General features: G+C 59.8%; 21 protein-coding genes and 1 pseudogene. 9 read left to right on the top strand and 13 right to left on the bottom strand.

Annotated features, from left to right (window positions below):
* Nucleotides 1-168: 168 nt before the first annotated feature.
* Nucleotides 169-414 carry a glutaredoxin gene (locus DXC99_RS09915; RefSeq protein WP_117630056.1) on the bottom strand — a complete coding sequence of 82 codons (246 nt, stop codon included), beginning with the start codon at nt 412-414 and terminating at the stop codon, nt 169-171.
* Between the two features lie 52 nt (nt 415-466).
* Nucleotides 467-1294: a TipAS antibiotic-recognition domain-containing protein gene (locus DXC99_RS10385; RefSeq protein WP_117757265.1), complete on the bottom strand. Its 828-nt coding sequence runs from the start codon at nt 1292-1294 to the stop codon at nt 467-469.
* A gap of 140 nt (nt 1295-1434) precedes the next feature.
* On the opposite strand from DXC99_RS10385, the gene DXC99_RS09905 reads away from it, so the two are divergent.
* The gene (locus DXC99_RS09905) at nt 1435-2172 is read left to right on the top strand and encodes a tRNA (N6-threonylcarbamoyladenosine(37)-N6)-methyltransferase TrmO (protein ID WP_233505724.1); all 738 of its coding nucleotides are present in this window, start codon (nt 1435-1437) and stop codon (nt 2170-2172) included.
* A 112-nt stretch (nt 2173-2284) separates the two neighbouring features.
* Nucleotides 2285-3496 (top strand): MalY/PatB family protein, encoded by a 1212-nt coding sequence (locus DXC99_RS09900; RefSeq protein WP_117630054.1) that lies wholly within the window; start codon nt 2285-2287, stop codon nt 3494-3496.
* 97 nt (nt 3497-3593) lie between these two features.
* Here DXC99_RS09900 and DXC99_RS09895 read toward each other — a convergent pair whose 3' ends face one another.
* Complete coding sequence (locus DXC99_RS09895; RefSeq protein ID WP_117630053.1) at nt 3594-4073, bottom strand: pyridoxamine 5'-phosphate oxidase family protein; 480 nt, start codon at nt 4071-4073, stop codon at nt 3594-3596.
* A gap of 42 nt (nt 4074-4115) precedes the next feature.
* Complete coding sequence (locus tag DXC99_RS09890) at nt 4116-6920, bottom strand: transporter substrate-binding domain-containing protein (protein WP_117630052.1); 2805 nt, start codon at nt 6918-6920, stop codon at nt 4116-4118.
* A gap of 211 nt (nt 6921-7131) precedes the next feature.
* Here DXC99_RS09890 and DXC99_RS09885 point away from each other — a divergent pair, with 211 nt between their 5' ends.
* The 3 genes from DXC99_RS09885 to DXC99_RS09875 all read left to right on the top strand — a co-directional run bounded on the left by DXC99_RS09885 (nt 7132) and on the right by DXC99_RS09875 (nt 9551).
* Nucleotides 7132-7557: a potassium channel family protein gene (locus DXC99_RS09885; RefSeq protein ID WP_055252221.1), complete on the top strand. Its 426-nt coding sequence runs from the start codon at nt 7132-7134 to the stop codon at nt 7555-7557.
* A gap of 36 nt (nt 7558-7593) precedes the next feature.
* Complete coding sequence (locus tag DXC99_RS09880) at nt 7594-8127, top strand: TIGR00730 family Rossman fold protein (RefSeq protein WP_117582834.1); 534 nt, start codon at nt 7594-7596, stop codon at nt 8125-8127.
* A 125-nt stretch (nt 8128-8252) separates the two neighbouring features.
* Nucleotides 8253-9551 carry a chloride channel protein gene (locus DXC99_RS09875; protein ID WP_117630051.1) on the top strand — a complete coding sequence of 433 codons (1299 nt, stop codon included), beginning with the start codon at nt 8253-8255 and terminating at the stop codon, nt 9549-9551.
* 86 nt (nt 9552-9637) lie between these two features.
* On the opposite strand, the gene DXC99_RS09870 is transcribed toward DXC99_RS09875, so the two are convergent.
* From DXC99_RS09870 to DXC99_RS09860, 4 genes and pseudogenes are all read right to left on the bottom strand, one after another.
* Entirely contained in the window at nt 9638-10336 is a 699-nt protein-coding gene (locus DXC99_RS09870) for an ABC-2 transporter permease (RefSeq protein WP_117630050.1), read from the bottom strand.
* Nucleotides 10333-10683: a hypothetical protein gene (locus tag DXC99_RS10555; protein ID WP_233505725.1), complete on the bottom strand. Its 351-nt coding sequence runs from the start codon at nt 10681-10683 to the stop codon at nt 10333-10335. Before DXC99_RS10555 ends, DXC99_RS09870 begins: the two co-directional genes overlap by 4 nt.
* Before the next feature lie 98 nt (nt 10684-10781).
* Nucleotides 10782-11213, bottom strand: a pseudogene (locus DXC99_RS10550) (ATP-binding cassette domain-containing protein); the annotation flags it as partial.
* Between the two features lie 23 nt (nt 11214-11236).
* Nucleotides 11237-11617: a GntR family transcriptional regulator gene (locus DXC99_RS09860; protein ID WP_055252216.1), complete on the bottom strand. Its 381-nt coding sequence runs from the start codon at nt 11615-11617 to the stop codon at nt 11237-11239.
* A gap of 559 nt (nt 11618-12176) precedes the next feature.
* Between DXC99_RS09860 and DXC99_RS09855 the strand changes: the two genes are divergently transcribed.
* From DXC99_RS09855 to DXC99_RS09845, 3 genes are all read left to right on the top strand, one after another.
* Nucleotides 12177-13790, top strand: a complete 1614-nt coding sequence (locus tag DXC99_RS09855) for a peptide chain release factor 3 (protein ID WP_055286676.1) — start codon at nt 12177-12179, stop codon at nt 13788-13790.
* Between the two features lie 156 nt (nt 13791-13946).
* On the top strand, nt 13947-14669 hold the full coding sequence (locus DXC99_RS09850) for a VUT family protein (RefSeq protein ID WP_233503106.1): 723 nt from the start codon (nt 13947-13949) through the stop codon (nt 14667-14669).
* 9 nt (nt 14670-14678) lie between these two features.
* Nucleotides 14679-15359 (top strand): SDR family NAD(P)-dependent oxidoreductase, encoded by a 681-nt coding sequence (locus tag DXC99_RS09845; protein ID WP_117630049.1) that lies wholly within the window; start codon nt 14679-14681, stop codon nt 15357-15359.
* Nucleotides 15360-15409: 50 nt separating this feature from the next.
* Here the strand turns inward: DXC99_RS09845 and DXC99_RS09840 are convergent, their stop codons facing one another.
* Both DXC99_RS09840 and DXC99_RS09835 read right to left on the bottom strand, forming a co-directional pair.
* Nucleotides 15410-16135, bottom strand: a complete 726-nt coding sequence (locus tag DXC99_RS09840) for a uracil-DNA glycosylase (protein WP_117630048.1) — start codon at nt 16133-16135, stop codon at nt 15410-15412.
* Nucleotides 16136-16223: 88 nt separating this feature from the next.
* Complete coding sequence (locus tag DXC99_RS09835; RefSeq protein WP_117630047.1) at nt 16224-17126, bottom strand: DMT family transporter; 903 nt, start codon at nt 17124-17126, stop codon at nt 16224-16226.
* 158 nt (nt 17127-17284) lie between these two features.
* Between DXC99_RS09835 and DXC99_RS09830 the strand changes: the two genes are divergently transcribed.
* The gene (locus tag DXC99_RS09830; RefSeq protein WP_117630046.1) at nt 17285-18151 is read left to right on the top strand and encodes a LysR family transcriptional regulator; all 867 of its coding nucleotides are present in this window, start codon (nt 17285-17287) and stop codon (nt 18149-18151) included.
* 27 nt (nt 18152-18178) lie between these two features.
* On the opposite strand, the gene DXC99_RS09825 is transcribed toward DXC99_RS09830, so the two are convergent.
* The 3 genes from DXC99_RS09825 to DXC99_RS10540 form a co-directional block, all read right to left on the bottom strand.
* On the bottom strand, nt 18179-19561 hold the full coding sequence (locus DXC99_RS09825; protein ID WP_117630045.1) for an MATE family efflux transporter: 1383 nt from the start codon (nt 19559-19561) through the stop codon (nt 18179-18181).
* Between the two features lie 411 nt (nt 19562-19972).
* Nucleotides 19973-20356 carry a transposase gene (locus DXC99_RS10545; RefSeq protein ID WP_233505723.1) on the bottom strand — a complete coding sequence of 128 codons (384 nt, stop codon included), beginning with the start codon at nt 20354-20356 and terminating at the stop codon, nt 19973-19975.
* 184 nt (nt 20357-20540) lie between these two features.
* Nucleotides 20541-21086, bottom strand: coding sequence for a transposase (locus DXC99_RS10540; protein WP_233505722.1), 546 nt, complete (start codon nt 21084-21086; stop codon nt 20541-20543).
* Nucleotides 21087-21410 lie beyond the last annotated feature (324 nt).

Here is a 21410-nt window from a genome sequence, read left to right as displayed (position 1 = left end):
GGAGTAGCCCCGACGGTTGACAAAACTATAGGAACACCCAATGACTAGATTGAAAAGCTGTACGTCAGCATCCAAAGATGTCGGAAAATGTCGACTTTGGATGCTGGCGTACATGTTTGGTTCGTATGGGTTCGGCTCGGTTGGCGCGAACTGGCCGCAGTGCGCGTGCTAGAGCAGGTTCTTCTGCACCCACGCGATGATGTCGCCCGACTCGTAGAGCGGCGCGCCGTCAATGAACAGGCAGGGAACCTGGCGTTTTCCGCCGACGGCGATGAGCGTCTGCTCGGCATCGGGGTCAGTCGAGATATTGCGTTCGGGAATGGTCACGCCGTTATCGGCCAAAAAGCGCTTGACCTTTATGCAATACGGGCAGCCAGTCATAACGTAGAGCGCGAGTTCATGATCAGTAGCCATGGTGTCTCCAATCGGTTGCGGTTTTGATTGAAATACCCAAAGCCGCCGCAATCTATGCGCGGGCCAGCGACGACTCGATGGCCTGTACCAGAAACGCCGTAGCTCCGGTGCCGCAGGGCTTGTCGTAGTAGTCAACAAAGCGCTGATCGGCAAGATAGCCGTGGGCGAGGCCCAGGTATGCTTCGTCTTGGGGTTCGTGTCCCCAGTTAAGGCCAATCCATCGACGGTGCATTGCGACAAGCTTGCGCGCCTCGCTTCCATCCGGTTCGCCGTCGCCCATGGCGATCGAGAGCTGGCCCAGAATAGCGCGTTCAAGTTCCTTCATGTCGTTCCATGTCTCGGGGTCCATGTCCAGCAGTGCCTCGTTTGCTGCATCGACGGCCTCGTCGCCATAGCGCGCCCGCGCCTCGGCACCGTAGCGCTCCTCGTTTTCCTGCACGGTGCGCCAGCGCTCCAATTGCGGCAGCACGGCGCCCATGAGAGAGACGGCTTCGTCGAGCGACATACCGGTGTTTTGTGCCAGGCGCGGGGCGCAATCCTCAATCATGGCCTCCATCGTGGTCTCGTAGGTGTACTTGCCGTGGTCGTAGCACCACTTGCAGTAATGGTCGGTCGTTGCGCCGTGAGCATCGGTGCCGCAGTCGTCGGGCGTGAGTATCATGCCGCAGCTCTGGCAATAGTGCTCGGGCATTTCGAGCAGGTGGGACAGCGGTTCTCCGGTTATGGCGGCAATGAGCTTCATCATGTCGATGCCCGGCGTGACTTCGCCGCGTTCCCAACGGCTGACGGCTTGGCGTGTGACGAAGAGCTTGGCGGCGAGTTGCTCTTGGGTGAGATTGTTGTCGCGGCGGATGGCGATGAGCTTTTCTGCAAAGGCCATGACGGCTCCTTTCTGCTGTTTGTTGCTTTAAGCATACGCGGCGGCCGGCACCCTTCCAAGCAACCGTTGGTTGCACGACGGGGACCGCGGCGAAGAATTGCGCGCAACACCCCACGCCTCCATGCCGTACAATGACCGGCATGGAACCTATTGCACACATACATACCGACCTGCCGCAGAAGTTCGGCATCCCACGCAACAGCTTTTTGGCGCCCCATCTGCAGGGACGCATCGTCTTTGAGCCGGAATTTGCCTCCAACGCTGCAGTTGAGGGTCTGGACTCCTTCTCTCACCTATGGCTGCTCTGGCGCTTCGAAAACGGAACGCCCGGCGGCACGGCTAAGGACATAGCCGCCGATGCCAAAACGCAGGACAGGTCCGGCACCAACGCAAAATGGTCGAAAACCGTGCGCCCACCGCGTCTGGGTGGAGCCGAACGCGTGGGCGTGTTTGCCACGCGCAGTCCGTTTCGCCCTAATCCCATCGGGCTCACCTGCGTCAAGCTTGATCGTGTCGAGCTCACCGACGATGGTCCCATCATCCATGTGCTGGGGGCCGACCTGCGCGACGGTACGCCCATCTACGACATTAAGCCTTACATTCCGTTTGCGGACTGTCACCCGGATGCGACGGGCGGCTGGATTGAGGACGCGCCATGGCAAGAGCTCGATGTCGAGCTCCCGCAAGCGCTGCGGGACATGGTCCCGGACACAAAGCTCCCCGGCTTGATCGAGGTGCTCCGCCAAGATCCGCGCCGTGCGGGCAGCAAACACGAGCCAAACCGCGTTTACCATTTGGCTTACGCTGGGCTTGACATATCGTTTACGGTCGACGGAACCAGGTTGACGATAACCGCCATCAACGACGCGCGAGACTAACCAGCCATTCGTCCGCACCCGTCAAATTAAGCGCCAAACTCCGCTCCAAAACCGCCCACGCTGGTGGACAATAACGCCTACCGAAACAATCCGCTTTGCACGGGAGCTCAGCATGAAATACGACTTTACCTCGCTTATCGACCGCCACGGTATGGACGCCATCGCCGTTGACTCCTGGGGAGAAATTCCCGACATGGCTCCGAACGCACCCGACGAGGGCTTCGACCGCATCCCCATGTGGGTGGCGGATATGAATTTTGCCACGGTGCCCACGGTTCAGGAACACATCATTCAGCGCGCCCAGCATCCCATGTTTGGCTATTTCAATCCGCGTGACGAGTACTTCGACCGCATCATCGAATGGCAAAGCCGTCGCAACGGCGTTGAGGGCTTGGCGCCGGAGCATATCGGCTACGAAAACGGCGTGCTGGGCGGTGTCGTGTCGACGCTGCGCGCATATGTCCAGCCGGGCGATGCGGTACTGGTCCACAGTCCCACCTACATCGGCTTTACCAAGTCTATCGAAGCCGCGGGCTATCGCATTGTCCACAGCCCGCTTAAGCTCGACGATCGGGGCGTGTGGCGCATGGACTTTGAGGACATGGAGCGAAAGCTCGCCCAAAACCACATCCATGCCGCGGTGTTCTGCTCGCCGCACAATCCCTGCGGCCGCGTATGGGGGCGCGACGAGATCGAACGTGCCATGGACATCTATCGCCAGCACGATTGCGTGGTGATCTCGGATGAGATTTGGTCCGATATCATCCTGCCGGGTCACAAGCATATCCCGACGCAGTCGGTGAGCGAGGATGCCCGCATGCGCACGGTTGCCCTCTATGCGCCCAGCAAGACGTTTAACCTGGCGGGCCTGGTCGGCAGCTACCACATCATCTATAACGAGACGCTGCGCGACCGCGTGTGCGCCGTGTCCAACAAGACGCACTACAACGAGATGAACGTCCTCTCCATGCATGCGCTTATCGGTGCCTACCAGCCGCAAGGCTACGAGTGGGTTGATGAGCTCAATGAGGTCATCGAGGGCAACGTCGACTACTTCTGCAATTACGTGGACAAGCATTTTGCGGGCGTGTCCTATTCGCGTCCGCAGGGCACCTACATGGTGTTTCTGGACTGCACCGAGTGGTGCCGCGAGCATGGCCGCGATATTCAGTGGCTGCTCGACGAGGGGGCGCGCGTGGGCGTGGGGTATCAGGACGGCCGCCCGTTCCACGGGCCCTGCCACATTCGCGTGAATCTGGCACTGCCCCTTTCGCGGGTAAAGGAGGCGTGTGAGCGCCTGGACCGCTACGTTTTTGGGGTATAGGGGGGCGCTCGATTCGAGTGCTGCCCCATGCGCCCACGCCGTCAAAATGCGTGGGCGCATGGGGCGCAGAGGGTAGCGAGCGCGTTTTTCGCATTCGCTACTTTTCCTGAATCTGCTTGCCGCAAAGATGCTCAATTGAAATCTCGTAGAGTTGGACGCCCTTGATGTCTTTGGCGATTTCTTCCTCGACTTCTTCGGCAGAAGGGTAGTACTTAAGCGCGAGCTGGCGGACTTTGTCCTCGATAAACGCAGGCGCTTCATCTACCAGGCGGCAACGGCCAAAGACCACAGTGCTCATGACGTAAGGAGCCCAGTCGCCGTCCTTGTACCACTCGTTGCCGTAAACGGTAAAGCAGACTTTATCGTCACGCCTGAGCGAATCGACCTTGTGGCCGGCCTTGGCGCCATGGAAATAAATCTTGTCGTGCTCGGCGTCAAAGAAGTAGTTGACGGGAATGGCATAGGGGTAGCCATCATCGCCGTTGACGGCAAAGACGCCGCGCTTACAGGTGGCGAGCAACTCGCGCGCTTCCTCGTCAGTGATGGCGCGTTTCTTTCGACGTAAGGGCCTAAACATCGTTGGCTTCCTTTCTGGCTGTGCATGGTGGTTAAACGCAAACTATAGCGAAACAGTTCCGTTTTTCTTGATGCGGGCGAGTATGTTTTTGAGCTTGTTAAAGTCGAGCGGTTTGGGCAGATGGGCGTTCATACCGGCATCGTGTGCCGCCTTGGCGTCCTCGTTGAAGGCGTTGGCAGTGAGCGCGATGATGGGGATGTCGGCTGCATCGGCCTTTTCGCTCAGACGAATCGCGCGGGTTGCCTCGTAGCCATCCATGCCCGGCATCATGATGTCCATCAGGATTGCATCGAAGCTGCCGGCGGGACGGCTAACGTATAGGTCGACTGTCTCGTTGCCGTCGGCGGCGCGAGTCACGACGATGCCTTCGCTTTCGAGCAGAGCTTGGGCAATCTCGGCATTGAGTTCGTTATCTTCTGCCAAAAGGACGTTCATGCCGGCGAGCGAGCAGCTGCTTACCTGCGCGTCTGCACATTCTTTTATCTGAGGGTTCTTGTCGATATCGAGCGGAATCCGGACGTCAAACGTACTCCCCACGCCAACCTCACTCGAAATCTCAATCGTGCCGCCCATCATATCGATGAGCGATTTGACGATAGACATGCCAATGCCGGTTCCTTGGAACTTGCTGCGCGCATCGGCGCCTTCCTGGGCAAACGGCTCGTAAATGTGCGTCAAAAACTCGGGCGTCATACCAATGCCGGTATCCGAGACGCTAAAGCAAAACACGGCGTGCTCGTCGTCGACCGGTTTGATGGTCGATGAGAACGTGACGGTGCCTCCGTGCTTGTTGTACTTGATGCTGTTGTCGAGCAGGTTGACAAGGATCTGCCGAATATGGGTGGGGCTGCCGATCATATATTGGTCGACAGCGTAGGGCTCGCTGGTGTCGAGCATGGTTATGCCGCGGTCCGATGCGCGGAGCTTGCACAGTACGAGCGCATTGTCGCACAGCTCTTTAAGGTTGAATGATTCGTGCTCGAGCGTCACTTTGCACTCCTCGATCCTGCCCATCTCGAGGATGTCGTTAATCAGTGACAGCAGGTGATTGGCGGCAACGCGCGCCTTGGCGCGGCTTTCGCGGGCGACCTGCATGTCGCCTTCTCTCAATTCCTCAATTTCGATAAGGCCTAGGATGCCGTTGAGCGGCGTGCGGATGTCGTGGCTCATGCGCGTGAGGAAAGCGGTTTTGGCGGCGTTGGCGGCATCGGCTTTCTGCCGTTCCTCCTGTGCGCGGTAAAGCGACCAGACAAGGATGACGATGCCGGTGAGCAAAATGCAAATGACGACTGCCGCAATGACGATGCGGTTGCGGTAGAGAAGTCGGAACGCATCCGATTCTTGCGCCGAGTACGATGTGGGGAAATAGCTGTTTGCAGAGAGCGATTCACCTGCATTGACGATGCCCTTATTGATGATTCCCAGCAGCTCGGGCTTGCCGCGCGAAATTAAACACGATAGTTGTGCCGTGTTGGTGAGTTCCTGTGTTTCGAAATCCTCGATGTCGTAGATGTCGCGGAGAGTTTCCAGGCGCGTGCTGGGGACAATGATGCAACGTGCCTTCCCCTCATCGAGGGCTTTGAGCACCTCGCCGTCATTCGAATACTCGGTTACCGTTGCGTTCGGAAAGAGACTTTCGAGCTCAAAACGGTTAACGATTGTGCTCTTTGTACAAGCGATGTTCTTAAGGTCGCTGTTCAGGTTTTTGCCACTGTGAATGGCGGTCAGCGAAACCGTTCCCATCGAGTTTGACTGGATGACCCCTGTCTGCTCGGCGAGCCAGTAGTCGCGAAACAACGGCAGGGCGACATCGATGGTTCCGTTGGAAAGGGCTTTGATCATTTGCTTGTTGTTCGAGAGTGCGATTGTTTTGACCGTAATGTCAAACTTGTCGTGCAACGTCGTTGCAAGCGAGGCGAGCGACCCTTCCATCTCGCCGTCGTCATTTTGCGTACAGTAGGGAAGTTGGTTTTTAAGATAGCCGAGCGTGATGGTATTGCCGTTTTCTTTGAGCCAGGTGGTCTCGGTGCCGGTGAGCGATGACGAGCCACTGTTTTGGGTCGAGTAACTCGTTTTGACTTCCTCGTTATAGCGCGGGTTATCGCGGGCGATGGTCGTCATGGCGGCGTTGATGTCGTTCATCAGGTCAGGGCGGCTTTTGGGAACGGCAAAATAGTAGTCGCTCGAGCCTACGTAGAACATGGGTGACGCATCGGGCGACGAAATGGTGTCGTTCATGATGACGGCGTCGACCTCGCCGTCTGCAAGCGCCTCAAAGAGGGCGCTGCCGGTGTCGATTTCTTTATAGGTGCAGGTAACGTCTTCGTTGGCGAGCCACTGCTGGCCGACGATAGTTTGCATAACGCCAGAGTTGCAGCCGATGGTGAGGCCTTGGAGCGCCTGAGGGTCACCCTTGGCCAGATCGTCGCGGTCGGGCCTGGCGTAGATATAGTAGCGCTCGATGCCCTCGGGATTTGAGGAAAAGAGCAGCTTCTGCTCGCGTTCTGCCGAATACGAGATGTTGGGCATGAGGTCGATTTCGCCCGCCTCGAGCATGTCCATAAGCTCGGAGAAGGTGCCGCTAACGTATTCGTATTGCCAGCCCTTTGTGTAATACGAGAGGGTCTGGAGGTACTCGTAGCCCCATCCCGAGAGGCGCTCGCCCGGCGTGCCTTCCTGGAAGCCTTTGTTGTTGACGAGCCAGCCAACGCGGACCGTCTTGACCTGGTGGTCGGAGTCGGCGGCAAAGGCGGGGGCAGGCATGACGGCGCTCAGTACGGTGAGTACGGCAACCGCAACGGCTAGGGTGCGATATAGAGCCAAACGAAGGATGGCGGAAGGTTTCACATGAAATCCTATCGAGTCGAGACAGTATCACATAAGGATACCAGCTCAACCTGCCCACTCAGCCACCGCACCGCTAAACGGTCAGGTAGTCATTGGGGACGTTCTTGTTTGACTAGTCATTTAAGAACGTCCAATGACTAGTTCCGTTTGCGGGGGAGGCGTGGGACAATACCGAGCGAATGTGATTGGGCGTCTGGGAAAAGGGGTCGCGATGAACAAGTTGAGGACGCTTGCCGACGTGTTGCGCCAGGCTGGCTTTGCGCGCATCACGGGCCTGTTTCTTGTGTTCTATCTGCTGTGCTCGACGGCCGTCTGGCTGTCCGAGCCCACGACCCTCACCTTTGGCGATGGACTTTGGTTTAGCTTTGAGACGGTCTCGACCATCGGCTTTGGTGACATTCCGGCCGAGACACCGGTTGCCCGCGCGATTACCGTCGTCTTGAGCGTCATCAGCATCTTCTACATCGCCATGCTTACGGGCGTGGCGGTGAACTACTGCAATACGCTCATCAAGATGCGCCAAAAGGACACCATGGCGCGCTTTATGGACGATCTTGAGCATTTGGAAGAGCTCGATCGTGACGAGCTCGCCGATCTTTCGCGTCGCGTGCGCGAGTATCGTCGACGCCAGCGCTAGAACGGGCGCCGTGCGTCACGATGAGGGGGACTGAATATGAATATCACCGTGTATCTGGGTGCCAGCGTCGGTAATGACCCGGCGTTTCTGCCCGCGGTGCAGGAGCTGGGCAACTGGATTGGCGCTAACGGACACGCGTTGGTATACGGCGGGTCCAAGTCGGGCTTGATGGGCGCGCTCGCCGATAGCGTGCTCGATGCCGGTGGACACGTGACGGGCGTGGAGCCGAGCTTTTTTATCGAGGCCGAGTTTCAGCACGATGGCATCGACGACCTCATCGTGACGAGCGACATGGCCGAGCGCAAGGCCAAGATGATCGAGCTTGGTGATGCCTTCATTGCCTTTCCCGGCGGGACGGGTACGCTCGAGGAGATTGCCGAGGTCATGTCGGCCGTGTCGCTGGGGCATCTGAGCGCGCCGTGCATCCTGTATAACCTGGACGGTTACTACAACGATCTCAAGGCGCTGCTCGGACGCATGATTGATAAAGGGCTTTCGAGCCCGAGGCGCCAGCACGGCATCTACTTTGCCGACGATTTGCGCGAGATTGCCTCGATTATCAACGGATAAGTCTTGAGCCTGCCCCACTATGACTCCCAATGGTGCCGTTTGCGGCGCAGACGGTTGGCTCGTTCGGGTAACGCTCGCTCTACAATAAAACGTATCTTTGCCGAATTTGACCACGGGAGGTCCCGATGGATAGTCTTGCAAAACCCAAAAACCGTGCGCTGTTTTTAGTTAGCGTTGCCGTGACCGGTGCGTTCGCAGGCGCCGCGGTCTGGCTGTTCTTTTTTGCGATGGAGCACGGTGTCGACTATCTATGGACCGAGATTCCGCACGCGCTGGGCGTCGCTTCGCCTGAGCTCGCGAGCGGCCCGTTCGGTTTTCTGCCGTACCCGTTTTTTGTCTGCTTGCTGGGCGGCCTGCTGATCGGTCTGTACGAAAAGATTACGGGCACCAAGACCGATGACCTCAACCAGGTGATGGCCAAGGTTAAACAAGACGGTCGCTACCCGTACGACAACCTCGGCAAGCTTTCGCTTGCGGCATTGCTGCCGCTGCTGTTTGGCGGAAGTATTGGACCGGAGGCCGGCCTGACCGGAGTTATCGCGGGTCTGTGCAGCTGGGTCGGCGACCGCATGCGTCGCTTTGGCGCCGAGTTTAGGGAGCTCACGCTGCTGGGCACCCAGGCTGCCCTGACGGCGCTCTTTACCGCGCCCGTGTTTGGCTTTGTGGCGCCGCTCGCCGGTAGCGCCGACGGCCAGGGCGCTGGCGAGGACTCCGCGTCCGATGAGATCACCATCAAGCTGCCCAAGGCGCAAAAGACCGTGGTCTACGGCATCGCGATTGCCGGCGGTCTGGGCACCTATCTGCTGCTCGGCCAGCTTATGGGCGGCGGCATGGGCATGCCCAGGTTCGAGGCCGCCCAGGTGGGTAACCTGGAACTTGTCTGGCTCATTCCGCTGGCGTTGGTCGGCACCGTATGCGGTTGGCTGTACTTTGTCTCTGAGCATGCAAGTGAGGCGCTGTCCCATGCAATAGGGGAGCGCCCCGTCGTCAAGGCCATGCTGGCTGGTCTGGCGGTCGCCATCTGCGGCACAGTTCTGCCTTATACCATGTTTGCCGGTGAGACCCAGGCCGACGTACTTATGGAGACCTACCTCACCATCCCCGCCGGTGTGCTCATCGCGACCGGTCTTCTCAAGGCCATGCTGACACCCGCCCTCATCAACATGGGCTGGCGCGGCGGCCACTTCTTCCCGGTTATCTTCTCGGGCGTAAGCCTGGGCTACGGCCTTGCCATCCTGACGGGCGCCGATCCGGTCTTTTGCGTCGCCGTCTGCACGGCCTCGACGATGGGCGCCGTCATGCGCCAGCCGGTCATGGTCGTGGGCTTGCTGCTCATGTGTTTTCCGCTTAAAGGCATCGTCTGCATGATCATCGCCGCAGTCATTGCGGCAGGCATTCCGCTGCCCAAGCCGCTGCGCAAGTAGCACGATAGCGCGTGCCGGGGATATACCATTTGTCACGGATTTGCGGGGGGGGCGATCGCGTCCTTCGTGGATTGAGACTCGCGTGCCTACAGGTCGTGTACTCGATAAACCTTGGTGCTGACGGTGCAGCTGATTGCGCATAGCGCGAGGGCCAGCACGGCAATTCCTGCGCACAGACAGCCCAGAACGGCGGGATCGGGATTCGCCCCAGCAATCGACATGAGCCAGTTGCTGATGGGGTTGGAGGAGCTCAGTGTGGCCATGGCAAGGCATCCGAGCAGGGCAAACAGGCCGACGGAAAGGCGCAGCGCCTCCATGTGTCCAAATCGAAAGAACAGCGGCTGTGCCAGAAACACCATCATGAGGGAAATGAGCATGGACGCGGTCGAAGCGATTGCGGTCTCAAAGACGGTCTGTCCCGTCGAGGGGATACCCACGCTGTTGAAGAGCGGGATGGAGACGATGCTCAGAAGCGCGGCGGCGCACGCCATGACGGCCGAGAAGACAATGATGCTCAGGTAGCGTGCACAGATGATGTCTTTGCGCGAGAGGGGCAGCGTTGCCCGATAGCGCTCCCATCCGTTTTGATTGTCGTAGCCGGCCAGCGAGTTCATGACCACGATGGGCGACATGGCACTGACCGCACAGGCGCCGGCGCTCATACTGGCATCGCCATCCGATGCGTTGGCGAGGGTCAGTACGACGAAGATGAACAGGCCGACGCCCGCGATGCTCGGGACAAGCGTGCGGACGATGGCGAGCTCAGACATAAAGGCGCGTTTCATTTCGAAGCCCCTTTCAGCATGAGGCGAAGATAGTCATCAATTGTTGCCCGGTCGCAGGGAATCTCGGGGAAGGCCTCGAGCGCCTCGCGACGGTTGGGCACGAGCACGTCCACGCTATAGGCGTGGTGGGCGGCACGGGCGCCTTCGACGCAAGCCATGAGCTCGGACGCCTGTGCTTGGGTGCAGTGGGCGATGCCGGCTCGGTCGGTAATGTCCTCGCGCGGCAGGTCAAACACAATCGAGCCGTTATCGATGCAGATGACGCGGTCGGCAGTGCGATCGAGGTCGGATGTAATGTGGCTTGAGAGCAGCACGCTGTGCTGGCCGTCGGCGACAAAGGCAAGCAACTCGTCGAGCAGTTCCTCGCGCGCATGGGATCGAGGCCCGCGGTGGCTTCGTCCAAAACGAGCAGCTTAGCATTGTGACTGAGTGCGCAGGCAAGCTGCAGCTTCATGCCCATGCCGCGGGAGAGGTCCTTGACCTTCGTCTTGGGATCGAGGCCAAATCGGTCGATGAATCCGGCGAACGTTTCGCAGCTCCACGTGGGGTATGCCGGGCCTACGAGCCTCTCGACCTGGCCCACCTTGAGCGTGGAGGGGAAGGGACACGTGTCCAGGACAAGCCCGATGCGGGAGCGCAGGTGGCGCTGCGTCTCGTCGGGCGCGTTGGCGTCGCAGCGCTGTCCAAGCAGATGCACCTCGCCGGCATCGAGCTTTATAAGCCCAAGCGCGGCGCGAATGGTCGTCGTCTTGCCGGCGCCATTTGCGCCCACAAAGCCAACGATCTGGCCGGGCTCCACGGCGAGTGTGACCACTCGCAACGAAAAACGGTCGCTCACACGGCGTGAGATGCCTTTGAGTTCTAAAAGGTTTTGCATGGTATAGCCTTTCTTGCAGATGGCTACTGCATGGTTTCGGGGGCTACCAGGTCGAGCATCTCGTGCAGCTTGTCGCGCGTAACGCCCAGGGCTTCGGCTTGGCTCGCCGCTTTCGCAAGCAGTTCTTCGATATGGCAGAGCTGGTTTTCGCGCAAGAGCTCCTGGTTGCCCTCGGCGACAAAACAGCCCTTGCCCTGCACGGTGCAGATGAAGCCGAGTTGCTCCAGGTCGGCGTAGGCGCGCTTGGTGGTGATGACACTCACGCCAAGATCGCTCGCGAGTGCACGGATACTGGGGAGTTTGGCTCCCGCCGCGAGCGTGCCCGAAAGGATCTGAGCTTTGACTTGCGAGGCTATTTGCTCGTAGATGGGCTTGTCGCTCGAATTGGATAGGATAATGTCCACAGCGGCTCCTTAGCTGTTGGGCTACACGTGTATATAACCGGTAAGCACAGTATATATACACTATGCACAGTTATGCAAGAAGAAATGTAGGCTCGCCTGTCTCTTCGTTCGTTTGTCTCGATCTGTAACATCTGGAGCCGATTTTGGTGTCTACCTGTTACAGATTGAGACAGTCCCGACCTTCCTGCTCGTTCATCTCAATCTGTAACACTAAGGCCCGTTTTTGGTGGCTAGATGTTACAGATTGAGACATTGGTCGCCCGCCTGCGCGTTTATCTCGATCTGTAACAGGTAGAGGCTCAAAACCCGTCTATCTGTTACAGATTGAGACGAGATTGAGACGGTGTCGATCTTCCCAGCCGTTTATCTAGATCTGTAACATCTGGAGCCGATTTTGGCGGCTAGATGTTACAGATCGAGACAATCCTTGAGGCGGCTGCCCGGTGCACAGCGAGCTCGGCTAATGAATTTGTCCTGATAGGTGCCCTATGGCGGGATTTGGCGGCTACAATAATGCGGTTACAACGACGTAATGCACTCAATGCAAGAAAGGATCCGCATGGCAAGCCTGTCGGATGAAATCTCGTCGCGCCGCACATTCGCGATCATCAGCCACCCGGACGCCGGTAAGACCACGCTTACCGAGAAGCTGCTGCTCTATACCGGCAGCATCCAGACCGCCGGCTCGGTCAAGGGCAAGAGCTCGGCTAAGCACGCCGTCTCGGACTGGATGGACATCGAGAAGGAGCGCGGCATTTCCGTTACCTCCTCGGTGCTGCAGTTCACCTATAATGGCGCCTGCGTCAACATCCTCGATACCCCCGGCCACCAGGACTTCTCGGAGGATACCTACCGTACCCTTATGGCCGCCGACGCCGCAGTCATGGTCATCGACGGCGCCAAGGGCGTCGAGGCCCAGACCAAAAAGCTCTTTAAGGTCTGTACGCTGCGTCACATTCCCATCTTCACCTTTGTGAATAAGCTCGACCACGAGGCTCGCGATCCGTTTGAGCTCATGGAAGAGATCGAGAACGTCCTGGGTATCAATACGTATCCCATGAACTGGCCGATCGGCAGCGGCCGCAACTTCCGCGGCGTGTTCGACCGTCAGACCCGTCGCGTCATTGCCTTTGAGGGCGACGGCCACGCCAACGCCACCAAGAAGGTCGCCGAGGTCGAGGCCGAGCTGGGCGATCCTTCCATGGACGAGCTTATTGGCGAAGAGAACCATAAGAACCTGATGGACGACATCGAGCTGCTCGATGGCGCCGGCGACGAGCTCGACTTGGATGCCGTGGCCTGCGGCAAGCTGAGCCCGGCGTTCTTTGGCTCGGCGCTCACCAACTTTGGCGTGGAGCCCTTCCTCAAGGAGTTCCTGCGTCTGGCCCCGACGCCGCGCGCCTATACCGATACGCTCACCAGCGAACCGGTCGATCCCTGCCGCGATGACTTTAGCGGCTTTGTGTTTAAGATCCAGGCCAATATGGACAAGAACCACCGCGACCGCATCGCCTTTGTGCGCATTTGCTCGGGCAAGTTCGAGCGTGGCATGGACGCCTTCCACGTGCAGGGCAACCGCAAGCTCAAGCTTGCCACGGGCACGTCGATGATGGCCGATGACCGCGCCATCGTGGACGAGGCGTACGCGGGCGATATCGTGGGCCTGTTCGATCCGGGTATCTTTAGCATCGGTGACACCGTGTGCTCCGGCAAGCGCCACGTGCAGTATCCGCAGATCCCGACGTTTGCCCCCGAGATGTTCGCTCGCATTACGCAGGTCGACACGCTCAAGCGCAAGCAGTTTGTGAAGGGCATGGAGGAGCTTGCCCAGGAGGGCGCCATCCAGATCTTCCGCGAGCTGGGTGCCGGCATGGAGAGCGTCATCGTGGGCGTGGTCGGTGTGCTGCAGTTTGAGGTACTCGAGCGCCGCCTCAAGGCCGAGTATCGTGTTGAGGTCCGTCGCCAGCCGCTGCCCTATACGGACATCCGCTGGATTCAGAACGACCCCGATACCATTGATATCCCGGGCCTTTCGCTCACGCGTGACACGCTGCGCGTCGAGGACATGCGCGGCGGTAAGCTGCTGCTGTTCACGAGCCCGTGGAACGTGGATTGGGCAACCGATCACAACCCCGATCTTATCCTGTCGGAGTTTGGCAACGTAGCCTTTTAATGCATCGGCGCGGTGGCCCTGTGGGGCTGCCGCGCCGTTTGCTTGCCTGATGCCGTGTGAGCGGCTATTATACCCATCGTCGTCTCAAGCCCGTGACGTCCGAGCAGTTCGGGTCCGATATCCTGCTCGTTAAACCTAAAACCAAAGGAGTACATAATGATCAAGAAGGTCATGGAGGACTACAAGGTCCTGTTGCGGAGCATTCCCGCGGCAACGGTTTCGCTGTTTTTCGTGAGTGTCATCATGATGAACCTGCTGGCCAACAAAGAGCTTATCAGCCTGCCGTATCTGGCACTCGATTGCGGCTTTGTGGTGAGCTGGGTTTCGTTTTTGTGCCAGGACATGATCTGCAAGCGCTTTGGCGCCAAGGCATCCATCAAAATCTCTGTCCTCGCGCTGCTGGTCAACCTGGCCGTGAGCCTGTGCTTTTGGGCGTGCTCGCTCACGCCCGGCATGTGGGGCGCTTACTACGACACGGGCATGATCGAGGTCAACACTGCCCTTAACGCCACCATTGGCGGCACCTGGTACGTGGTGCTGGGCTCTTCGCTGGCAATGCTCGTTTCTGCCGTGGTTAATTCCACGCTCAACCAGTCGCTCGGCCGTATGCTCAAAAAGAATAACTTTGCGAGCTTTGCCTTCCGCTCCTATGTGTCCACGGGTGTTGGCCAGTTTATCGACAACTTGGTCTTTGCCATTGTGGTGAGCCACACGTTCTTTGGTTGGACCTGGGTGCAGGTCCTTATGTGCTCGCTGACCGGCGCTGTTGCCGAGCTGCTGTGCGAGGTCTTTCTGAGCCCCGTGGGCTACAAGGTCGTGCGTGGCTGGGAGCGTGAGAATGTGGGCGCCGAGTACCTCGAGCGCCACGCAACCGCCTAAGGGGCAAGTATGCGGGTTTTGATCACGGGCGCTTCGGGCGGTATCGGAGCCGCGTGCGTGCAGCGCTTTTTGGACGAGGGCCACGAGGTCGTGGGCTTTGACCTGCTGCCGACGGCGGTCGAGCACGAGCGCTACCGCCATCTGATCGTTGATGTACGCGAGCCTAACTCGTTTCCAGGCGACCTTGAGCCTCAGGTAATCGTGAACGTTGCCGGTGTACAGGATTCGGCCGATGACATTGCCGCCAACCTGCGTGGCACCATCAACGTGACCGAGCGCTACGCCTTTGTGGGAGAGGGGCTTGCCGCCAAGCCAGCGCCTGCTATCCAATCCGTGGTCAATGTGGGGTCGGCGAGCGGACATACGGGATCGGAGTTTCCCGCCTATGCTGCCAGCAAGGGTGGCGTTATTGCCTACACCAAGAACCTTGCAAACCGCCTGGCGCCGCAGGCCATCGCCAACAGCGTGGACCCGGGCGGCGTTATCACGCCGCTCAACCGTTGCGTGATGGAAGACGAACACCTGTGGAACCAGATTATGGAGCTCACGCCGCTTAAACGCTGGGCCACCGCCCAAGAGATCGCCGAGTGGATCTACTTTGTGGGCGTGACCAACCGGTTTATGACCGGGCAGAGCCTGTTGATCGATGGCGGCGAGGCCGGCCGCACGCAATTTATTTGGCCCGAATAGGAAACGCGCCCGATGGAAAGCTGTCGGGCGCGTTTTTGATGTATCGATTTTTAGCCGATGCAAGTCCAGTTGACGGGGGTCGAGCCGTGCTGTTCGAGTAGCCGATTGGCGGCAGAGAAGGGGCGCGACCCCATAAAAGCGGGGAGTTCTGCCGTGGCACGGTTGGCCGAAAGCGGCGAGGGGTGCGTAGAGGCCAGACAGAACTTGCCGGTTGCCTTGCCCGCGCCGGTAGCGGCGAGCTTGCCTTCGACCATCTGCTGGGCAAAGCGGCCCCATGCCAAAAAGACTACCGGCTGGGGCAGCTGACAGCAGCGTTCGATAACGTAGTCGGTGAGCGTGCTCCAGCCCAGTTTGGCGTGCGAGTTCGCGGCATGCTCGCGCACGGTGAGCGTAGTGTTGAGGAGCAGGACGCCCTGTTGTGCCCATGGGGTTAGGTCTCCCGTGGCGGGAATGGGACAACCCAGATCGGCTTTGAGTTCCTTATAGATGTTGCGCAGGCTCGGCGGCAACTTGGTTTGCGTCGCAGGTACCGAGAACGACAGACCCATGGCCTGGTTGGGTCCGTGATAGGGGTCTTGGCCCAAGATGACAGCCTTGACCTGGTCGGCCGGCGTGTAGGCGAGGGCATTGAGGATGTCGTCTTGTGCCGGGTAGATGGTCTGCTCGGCACGCAGAAGGGCGATGCGCTCGAGCAGCTGGTTCGTAGTGTCACGTACCGACTGCGGCGCACCGCCCAACCAAGTTGCTATGTTGCGGTCGCGGGTTGCGGTGTCCATGGGGCTCCTTTATGGCAGATGCTCTGTTGGCATCTATTGTAAAGGCGCACCGGCTGCCTTTATGCCACGGCTGTATGAAGAGTGGGGCCTACGAGATGTGCTCGGGCACTCCTGCCATACGAGCGTGTCCGTGTGCGCGAAGGCGCGGAAGCTCGACGGTTGCCACCATGACGCCGGTGAGGATGAGGGCGGCGCCAAAGAAGGCGATGGGGCTCAGGACCTCGCCGACCAGGAAGAACGAGAAGACGGCGGAGCAGACCGGCTCGAGCGAGAAGGCGAAGCCGGTGGTCTCGGCAGGTACGTGGGGCTGCACGAGCGTCTGGGTGATAAAGCCGTAGGCAGAGCAGATGAGTGCGAGCGCAACGACAACGACGATCTCGTTCGGCGTGCTGGGAAGCGTGAAGCCGCCAAAGGTGTACGCGGCGATGCCCGAGAACAAGCCACCGAAGCCCAGCTGCCAAACGCCCAGAGCCAGCGGATCGACTTCTTCGACAAAGCGCTTGGCTACGATAATGTGGCCGGCATAGATAAAGGCCGAGAGCAGCATGACCATCGCGCCGGGGTTCAGGCTGGTAAAGTCGGCGCCCGAGAGCAGCAGCATGCCGCAGGTGACGATGGCGGTGCCGACGAGCACTTTGCGCTCGGGGGCGCGGCGCAGCAGGGCGGCGTTGGCAAACGGCACGATCACGACCGTCAGGCTCTGCAAAAAGCCGGCAGTGGAGGCAGAGGTGAGGCTGGAGCCCAGGCACATGCAGGTGAGCTCGGTTGCCATGATGGCGCCGATGATGGCGGCACGGACCATAAGGTCGCGGTTGATGCGGAAAGCGCGCTTGTGGAAGAGCAACAGGCAGGCCACAAAGGCGATGATGCAGCGCAACGCAACGATGCTCGTGGCGTTCATGCTGTCCATGCCGATCTTCATGAGGGGGTACGAAAAGCCCCATGCGACGGGAACGGAAAATGAGAGCGCGATTGCTTTTTTGCGATCCATGGGACTCCTTTTGTTACAGAACGGTTTCGTAAAAAGGATTCTGCTCCCAGATGTGGATGTAGTAAAGCGAATGTATTTTAAGTATGATTAAGAAATACTAATGTAAGCAGAAAAGGCCCTGGCAAAACGTTTTACGGCTACATCGATGTGGAGGCACGATGGCATCGCGGTATCAGATTGTATGTATGGTGGTCGATTGCGGCAGCCTGAAACGTGCCGCCGACGAGCTGGGCTATACGCAAAGCGCGGTGAGCCAGGCCGTCAAGGCGCTCGAGCGCGAGCTGGGCACCACGATTATCGAGCGTGGCAAGCAGGGCGTCTCGCTTACGCGCGACGGCAAACAGTATCTGCCGTATCTGCGCCAGATCGTTACGGCCGAGGCCGAGCTTGAGGGCAAGCGCCAGGAGTTGCTGGGGCTTTCGTCGACCGACATTCGCATTGCGACGTTTACCAACGTGAGTCGTACTGTGTTGCCGCGAGTGATCCGCGACTTTGGGGCCCTGCATCCGGGCGTGCGCTTTACCCTCAAGCAGGGCGATTACACGAGCAATGCCCAGTGGGTGCACGATGGCGTGGTCGACTTTTGCTTTACAGCGCGTGGATTTACCGAGGGGCTCGAGAAACGCGTGGTCTATCACGACGAGCTGGTGGCGCTGTTGCCAGCCGTCCATCCACTGGCGGCAAAGGAAAAGGTGACGCTTGCCGACCTGGCGTCCGAACCGTTTGTGCTGCTGGATGAGGGCGAACAGAGCCTGGTGCTCGATGCATTCGCGGCGCATGGGCTGTCGCCGCACGTGACGAGCGAGGTGACCGACGACTACACCATCATGGCGATGGTGGAGGAGGGCCTAGGCGTGAGCATGCTGTATCGCCGTACCGTCGAGGGCATGCAGGCCGATATTCGCGTACGTCCCATCGTGCATGCCCCCTCGCGCGACGTAGTGGCGGCCTGGCGCAGCTGGGACACCATGCCTATCGCCACGAGGCGCTTTATCGACTATATGAGCTCGCATATTGTCAATTAATGACTGGCGTGACGTTGCGCGTGGTGATTAGCGGGCTGTCGCTTTGGCTTGTGCTAGACGGTAGGTGCGTGCCGGGTGGCAGAGCAATACCGCCACGACCATAAAGAACGCCGTGGTGCCCAGGCTGATGGGGTAGACCATCATGATGTTCGCAAAGGTGCGGAAGTTCGGGAACACGCAGAAGACCCAATAGAAGCGAATACCGCAGACGCAGATCATGGTGATGAGGGCGGGCATGAGCGAGATGCCAAAGCCGCGCAGGTAACCGGACATGTTTTCGTAGAACATGCTAAAGGCGTATGCCGGGAAGATCGAGCACACGCGGATATAGCCGATCGAGACGATGTTGGGATCGCTGTTAAAGAGCGCCAGGATCTCGCGCCCCAGACCGACGATGATGACGATGGTGGTGAGCGCGACGATACCGCCTTCGACCAGGCAGACCTTGAGCGTCTTGGTGCAGCGGTCGATCTGGCGAGCGCCGTGGTTTTGTCCCACAAAGGTGGTGCAGGCCTGGCTAAAGCTGTTGAGTAGGTTGTAGCACACATACTCCAGGCTCATAGCGGCGCTGGATGCCGCCATGACCTCGGTACCCAGGCTGTTGATGGCGGACTGGATGATGATGTTGGCGACGGCAAAGACGGCGCTTTGGATGCCGGCGGGCAGGCCGATCTTGACGATGCGCTTGAGGGCGACGGGGTCTAAGCCTAAGTCGCGTGGGGTGACGCGGACGACGGAGTCGGTCTTGAGCAGGCGGATAAAGAGCGTAGCGGCGCTGACGGTGTAGGCGATGGCGGTGGCGATGGCGACGCCCGCGACGCCCCAGTGGAGTATGGGGACAAAGATGAGGTCCAGGCCAATGTTGAGGACGGTGGACACGGCAAGCGCCTGCAGCGGCATACGGGTGATGCCGACGGAACGGAAGATCGCGGCCTCAAAGTTGTAGAGCAAGATCGAAGGCATGCTGAGCAAAAAGACGCGCAGGTAGAGCGAGGCGAGCGGCATGGTTTCGGCGGGGACGTTGAGCGCGGCGAGCATGGGTTCGGCAAAGATCTCGCCCAGCGCGATGACGACAAAGCCCACGAGTGCCATAAGAATCGAGGTATGGACGGCGCGTTTGACCATGTTCTGATCGTTGCGGCCGATAGCGTTGGCGATGACCACGTTGGAGCCAAGCGACAGGCCAATAAACAGGTTGAGCATAAGACTGGTAAGCGGAACGTTGGAGCCGACCGCCGCCATGGCGAGGGTTCCCTGGTCGCCCGAGAAATTACCGATGATGACCGTGGCGATGAGGTTCGACAGCTGCTCTAAGATGCTCGTGGCGGCCACGGGGAAGGCGAACAGGGGAATATTGCGCCACAGCGAGCCGGTGGTCATGTCAATGTGCTTAGATGCGGTGTCTGCCATACGCTCTCAATCTCTAATATGCGATTCGCTAGTTATTTGCGCAGACGATAATACTCCTAATGCATCCAGTCGGCACTTAGGGACGTTCCTTTTAATATGAGCAGGACATTGTCAAGAGGCAAAATCGGGCCTGGCCCCAACGATATGGGGTCAGGCCCTCTCCCTATATCAACCCGTCCGCGGCGACCTCGGCGTGTCTTACCGACGCTCGTCTTTGCAGTTTAATATCCGCCCGTGGCGATCTCTCGCTGGGCAATCCGTTGCTACGGCTGAGGCTTCTACGTCGAACCGACAGTCTGTGCACGCGTGTGGCGCCCTGGGCGCTCGCAGAAAAGGGACCTGAGGTTCGCCTCAACGGCTTCGGATCGAACCGCTTCCGGGGTGACTGGCTTATGTGCGGGGGACCGCCCCCTACGCCTCCTCGGCCATGAGGCCGACCGCCCACACCCAGCAGGCGAGCTCGCGCGCCGTGGCGACGTTCGCCTTGTTGCCGTGGACCCCGCGCGCGAGCAGCGCCTCCCGCCTCTCGACCAGCCTCCGCACGCCCTTGGCGGCATGCCTCCGGGCGCCCCGGTCCGGGGCCTGGCCCTTGGCGAGGTCCTTCGGCCGCCCCGAGCACGTCAGGTAGTGCCACGCGGCTTCGACCAGCGTCTTCCTCAGGTGCTTGTTGCCGGCCTTGGTGATCGCGCCCCTGCGGTCGCTCTCCCCGCTGGAGTGCTCGGAGGGCGTCAGGCCGACCCACGCGGCGAACGAGCGGGCGTTCCTGAACCTGGAGAACTCGCCGGCCTCGAACACGAGGTCGGCGGCGGAAGCGGTGTCGACGCCCTTGAGGCAGCGCAGGGAGTCGACCCTCTTCCGCCACCTGGGCTTGCGGGCCTCGGCCTCGACGAGCCCCTCGAGCCTCGCCTTCTCCTCCGCCGCCCGCCTGACCGCGTCGACGTAGTAGGCGAGCGCGTCGTTGTCGGCCCCCTCCGCGAACCTAATCGACTCGATCCAGGACCAGTGCGCCCGGGTCCAGTTGCCCTTCCTGCGGCCGGTGGGCGTCCTCTCGTCGAAGACGAGCCCGTGCCTTAGCAGGAACTTGGAGAGCCGCTGCTTCGAGCGCGAGAGTGTCGTCCCTCGCGTCCTCGAGCGCCCTGGTCAGGTCGCGGGCGGCCTCGCACTCGTCGTCGGGGACCCACACCTCGACCACGTTGCCGACCGACAGCATGCGGGCGAGGAACTCGGCGTCGTTGCGGTCGTTCTTCCTGCGCCTGTCCGCGCTGGGCTTGATCATCTTCGAGACGGCGCCGACCACGCAGTCGACCCCCAGGCCGGAGAGCCTCTTCTGCAGGTCGAAGCCCGTGACCCCGGACTCGTACACGCACCTGGCCCCGGGGTCCACGGAGCGGACCCACTCCGCGACGGCGCCGGCGTCGTAGCCGAAGGTCGCGGCGCGCACCTCCCCGGTCATGACGTCGAGGGAGACGGCCTTTATCGAGCGGGCGTGGACGTCGAGGCCGACGAAGGTGGTAGTATCGAGCATGGGAGCCCCTTCCATGAATGCGGCGTGGCCGCCGCGGCTGAATTAGACACTCACCATTGTCGGCCTAATCCGCGGCCTTTCATGCAGCAGGGGCTCTCAATGTTTTTATGTCCTGCTCATATCGTCTCTGCCGGCAGCTGGGGACACTCCTTCAGACTAGTCATTGGGGACGTTCTTAAATGACTAGTCGAACAAGAACGTCCATTACAGTCGAAATTGTCAGCCCGGGACCGTCTCGGGCTACGATTGAGGCGCGCCCAGAACGGGCCGCCGACCGGGCGCCCGCGCACGGCCGAACGTCCCTGCCCCCGAGAGGGCCCGTTG

This window comes from Collinsella sp. TF10-11AT (assembly GCF_003437565.1).
Lineage (GTDB): Bacteria > Actinomycetota > Coriobacteriia > Coriobacteriales > Coriobacteriaceae > Collinsella.
The sequence above is the reverse complement of the archived record's forward strand: the minus strand, read 5'-3'. Positions and strand labels throughout refer to the sequence as shown.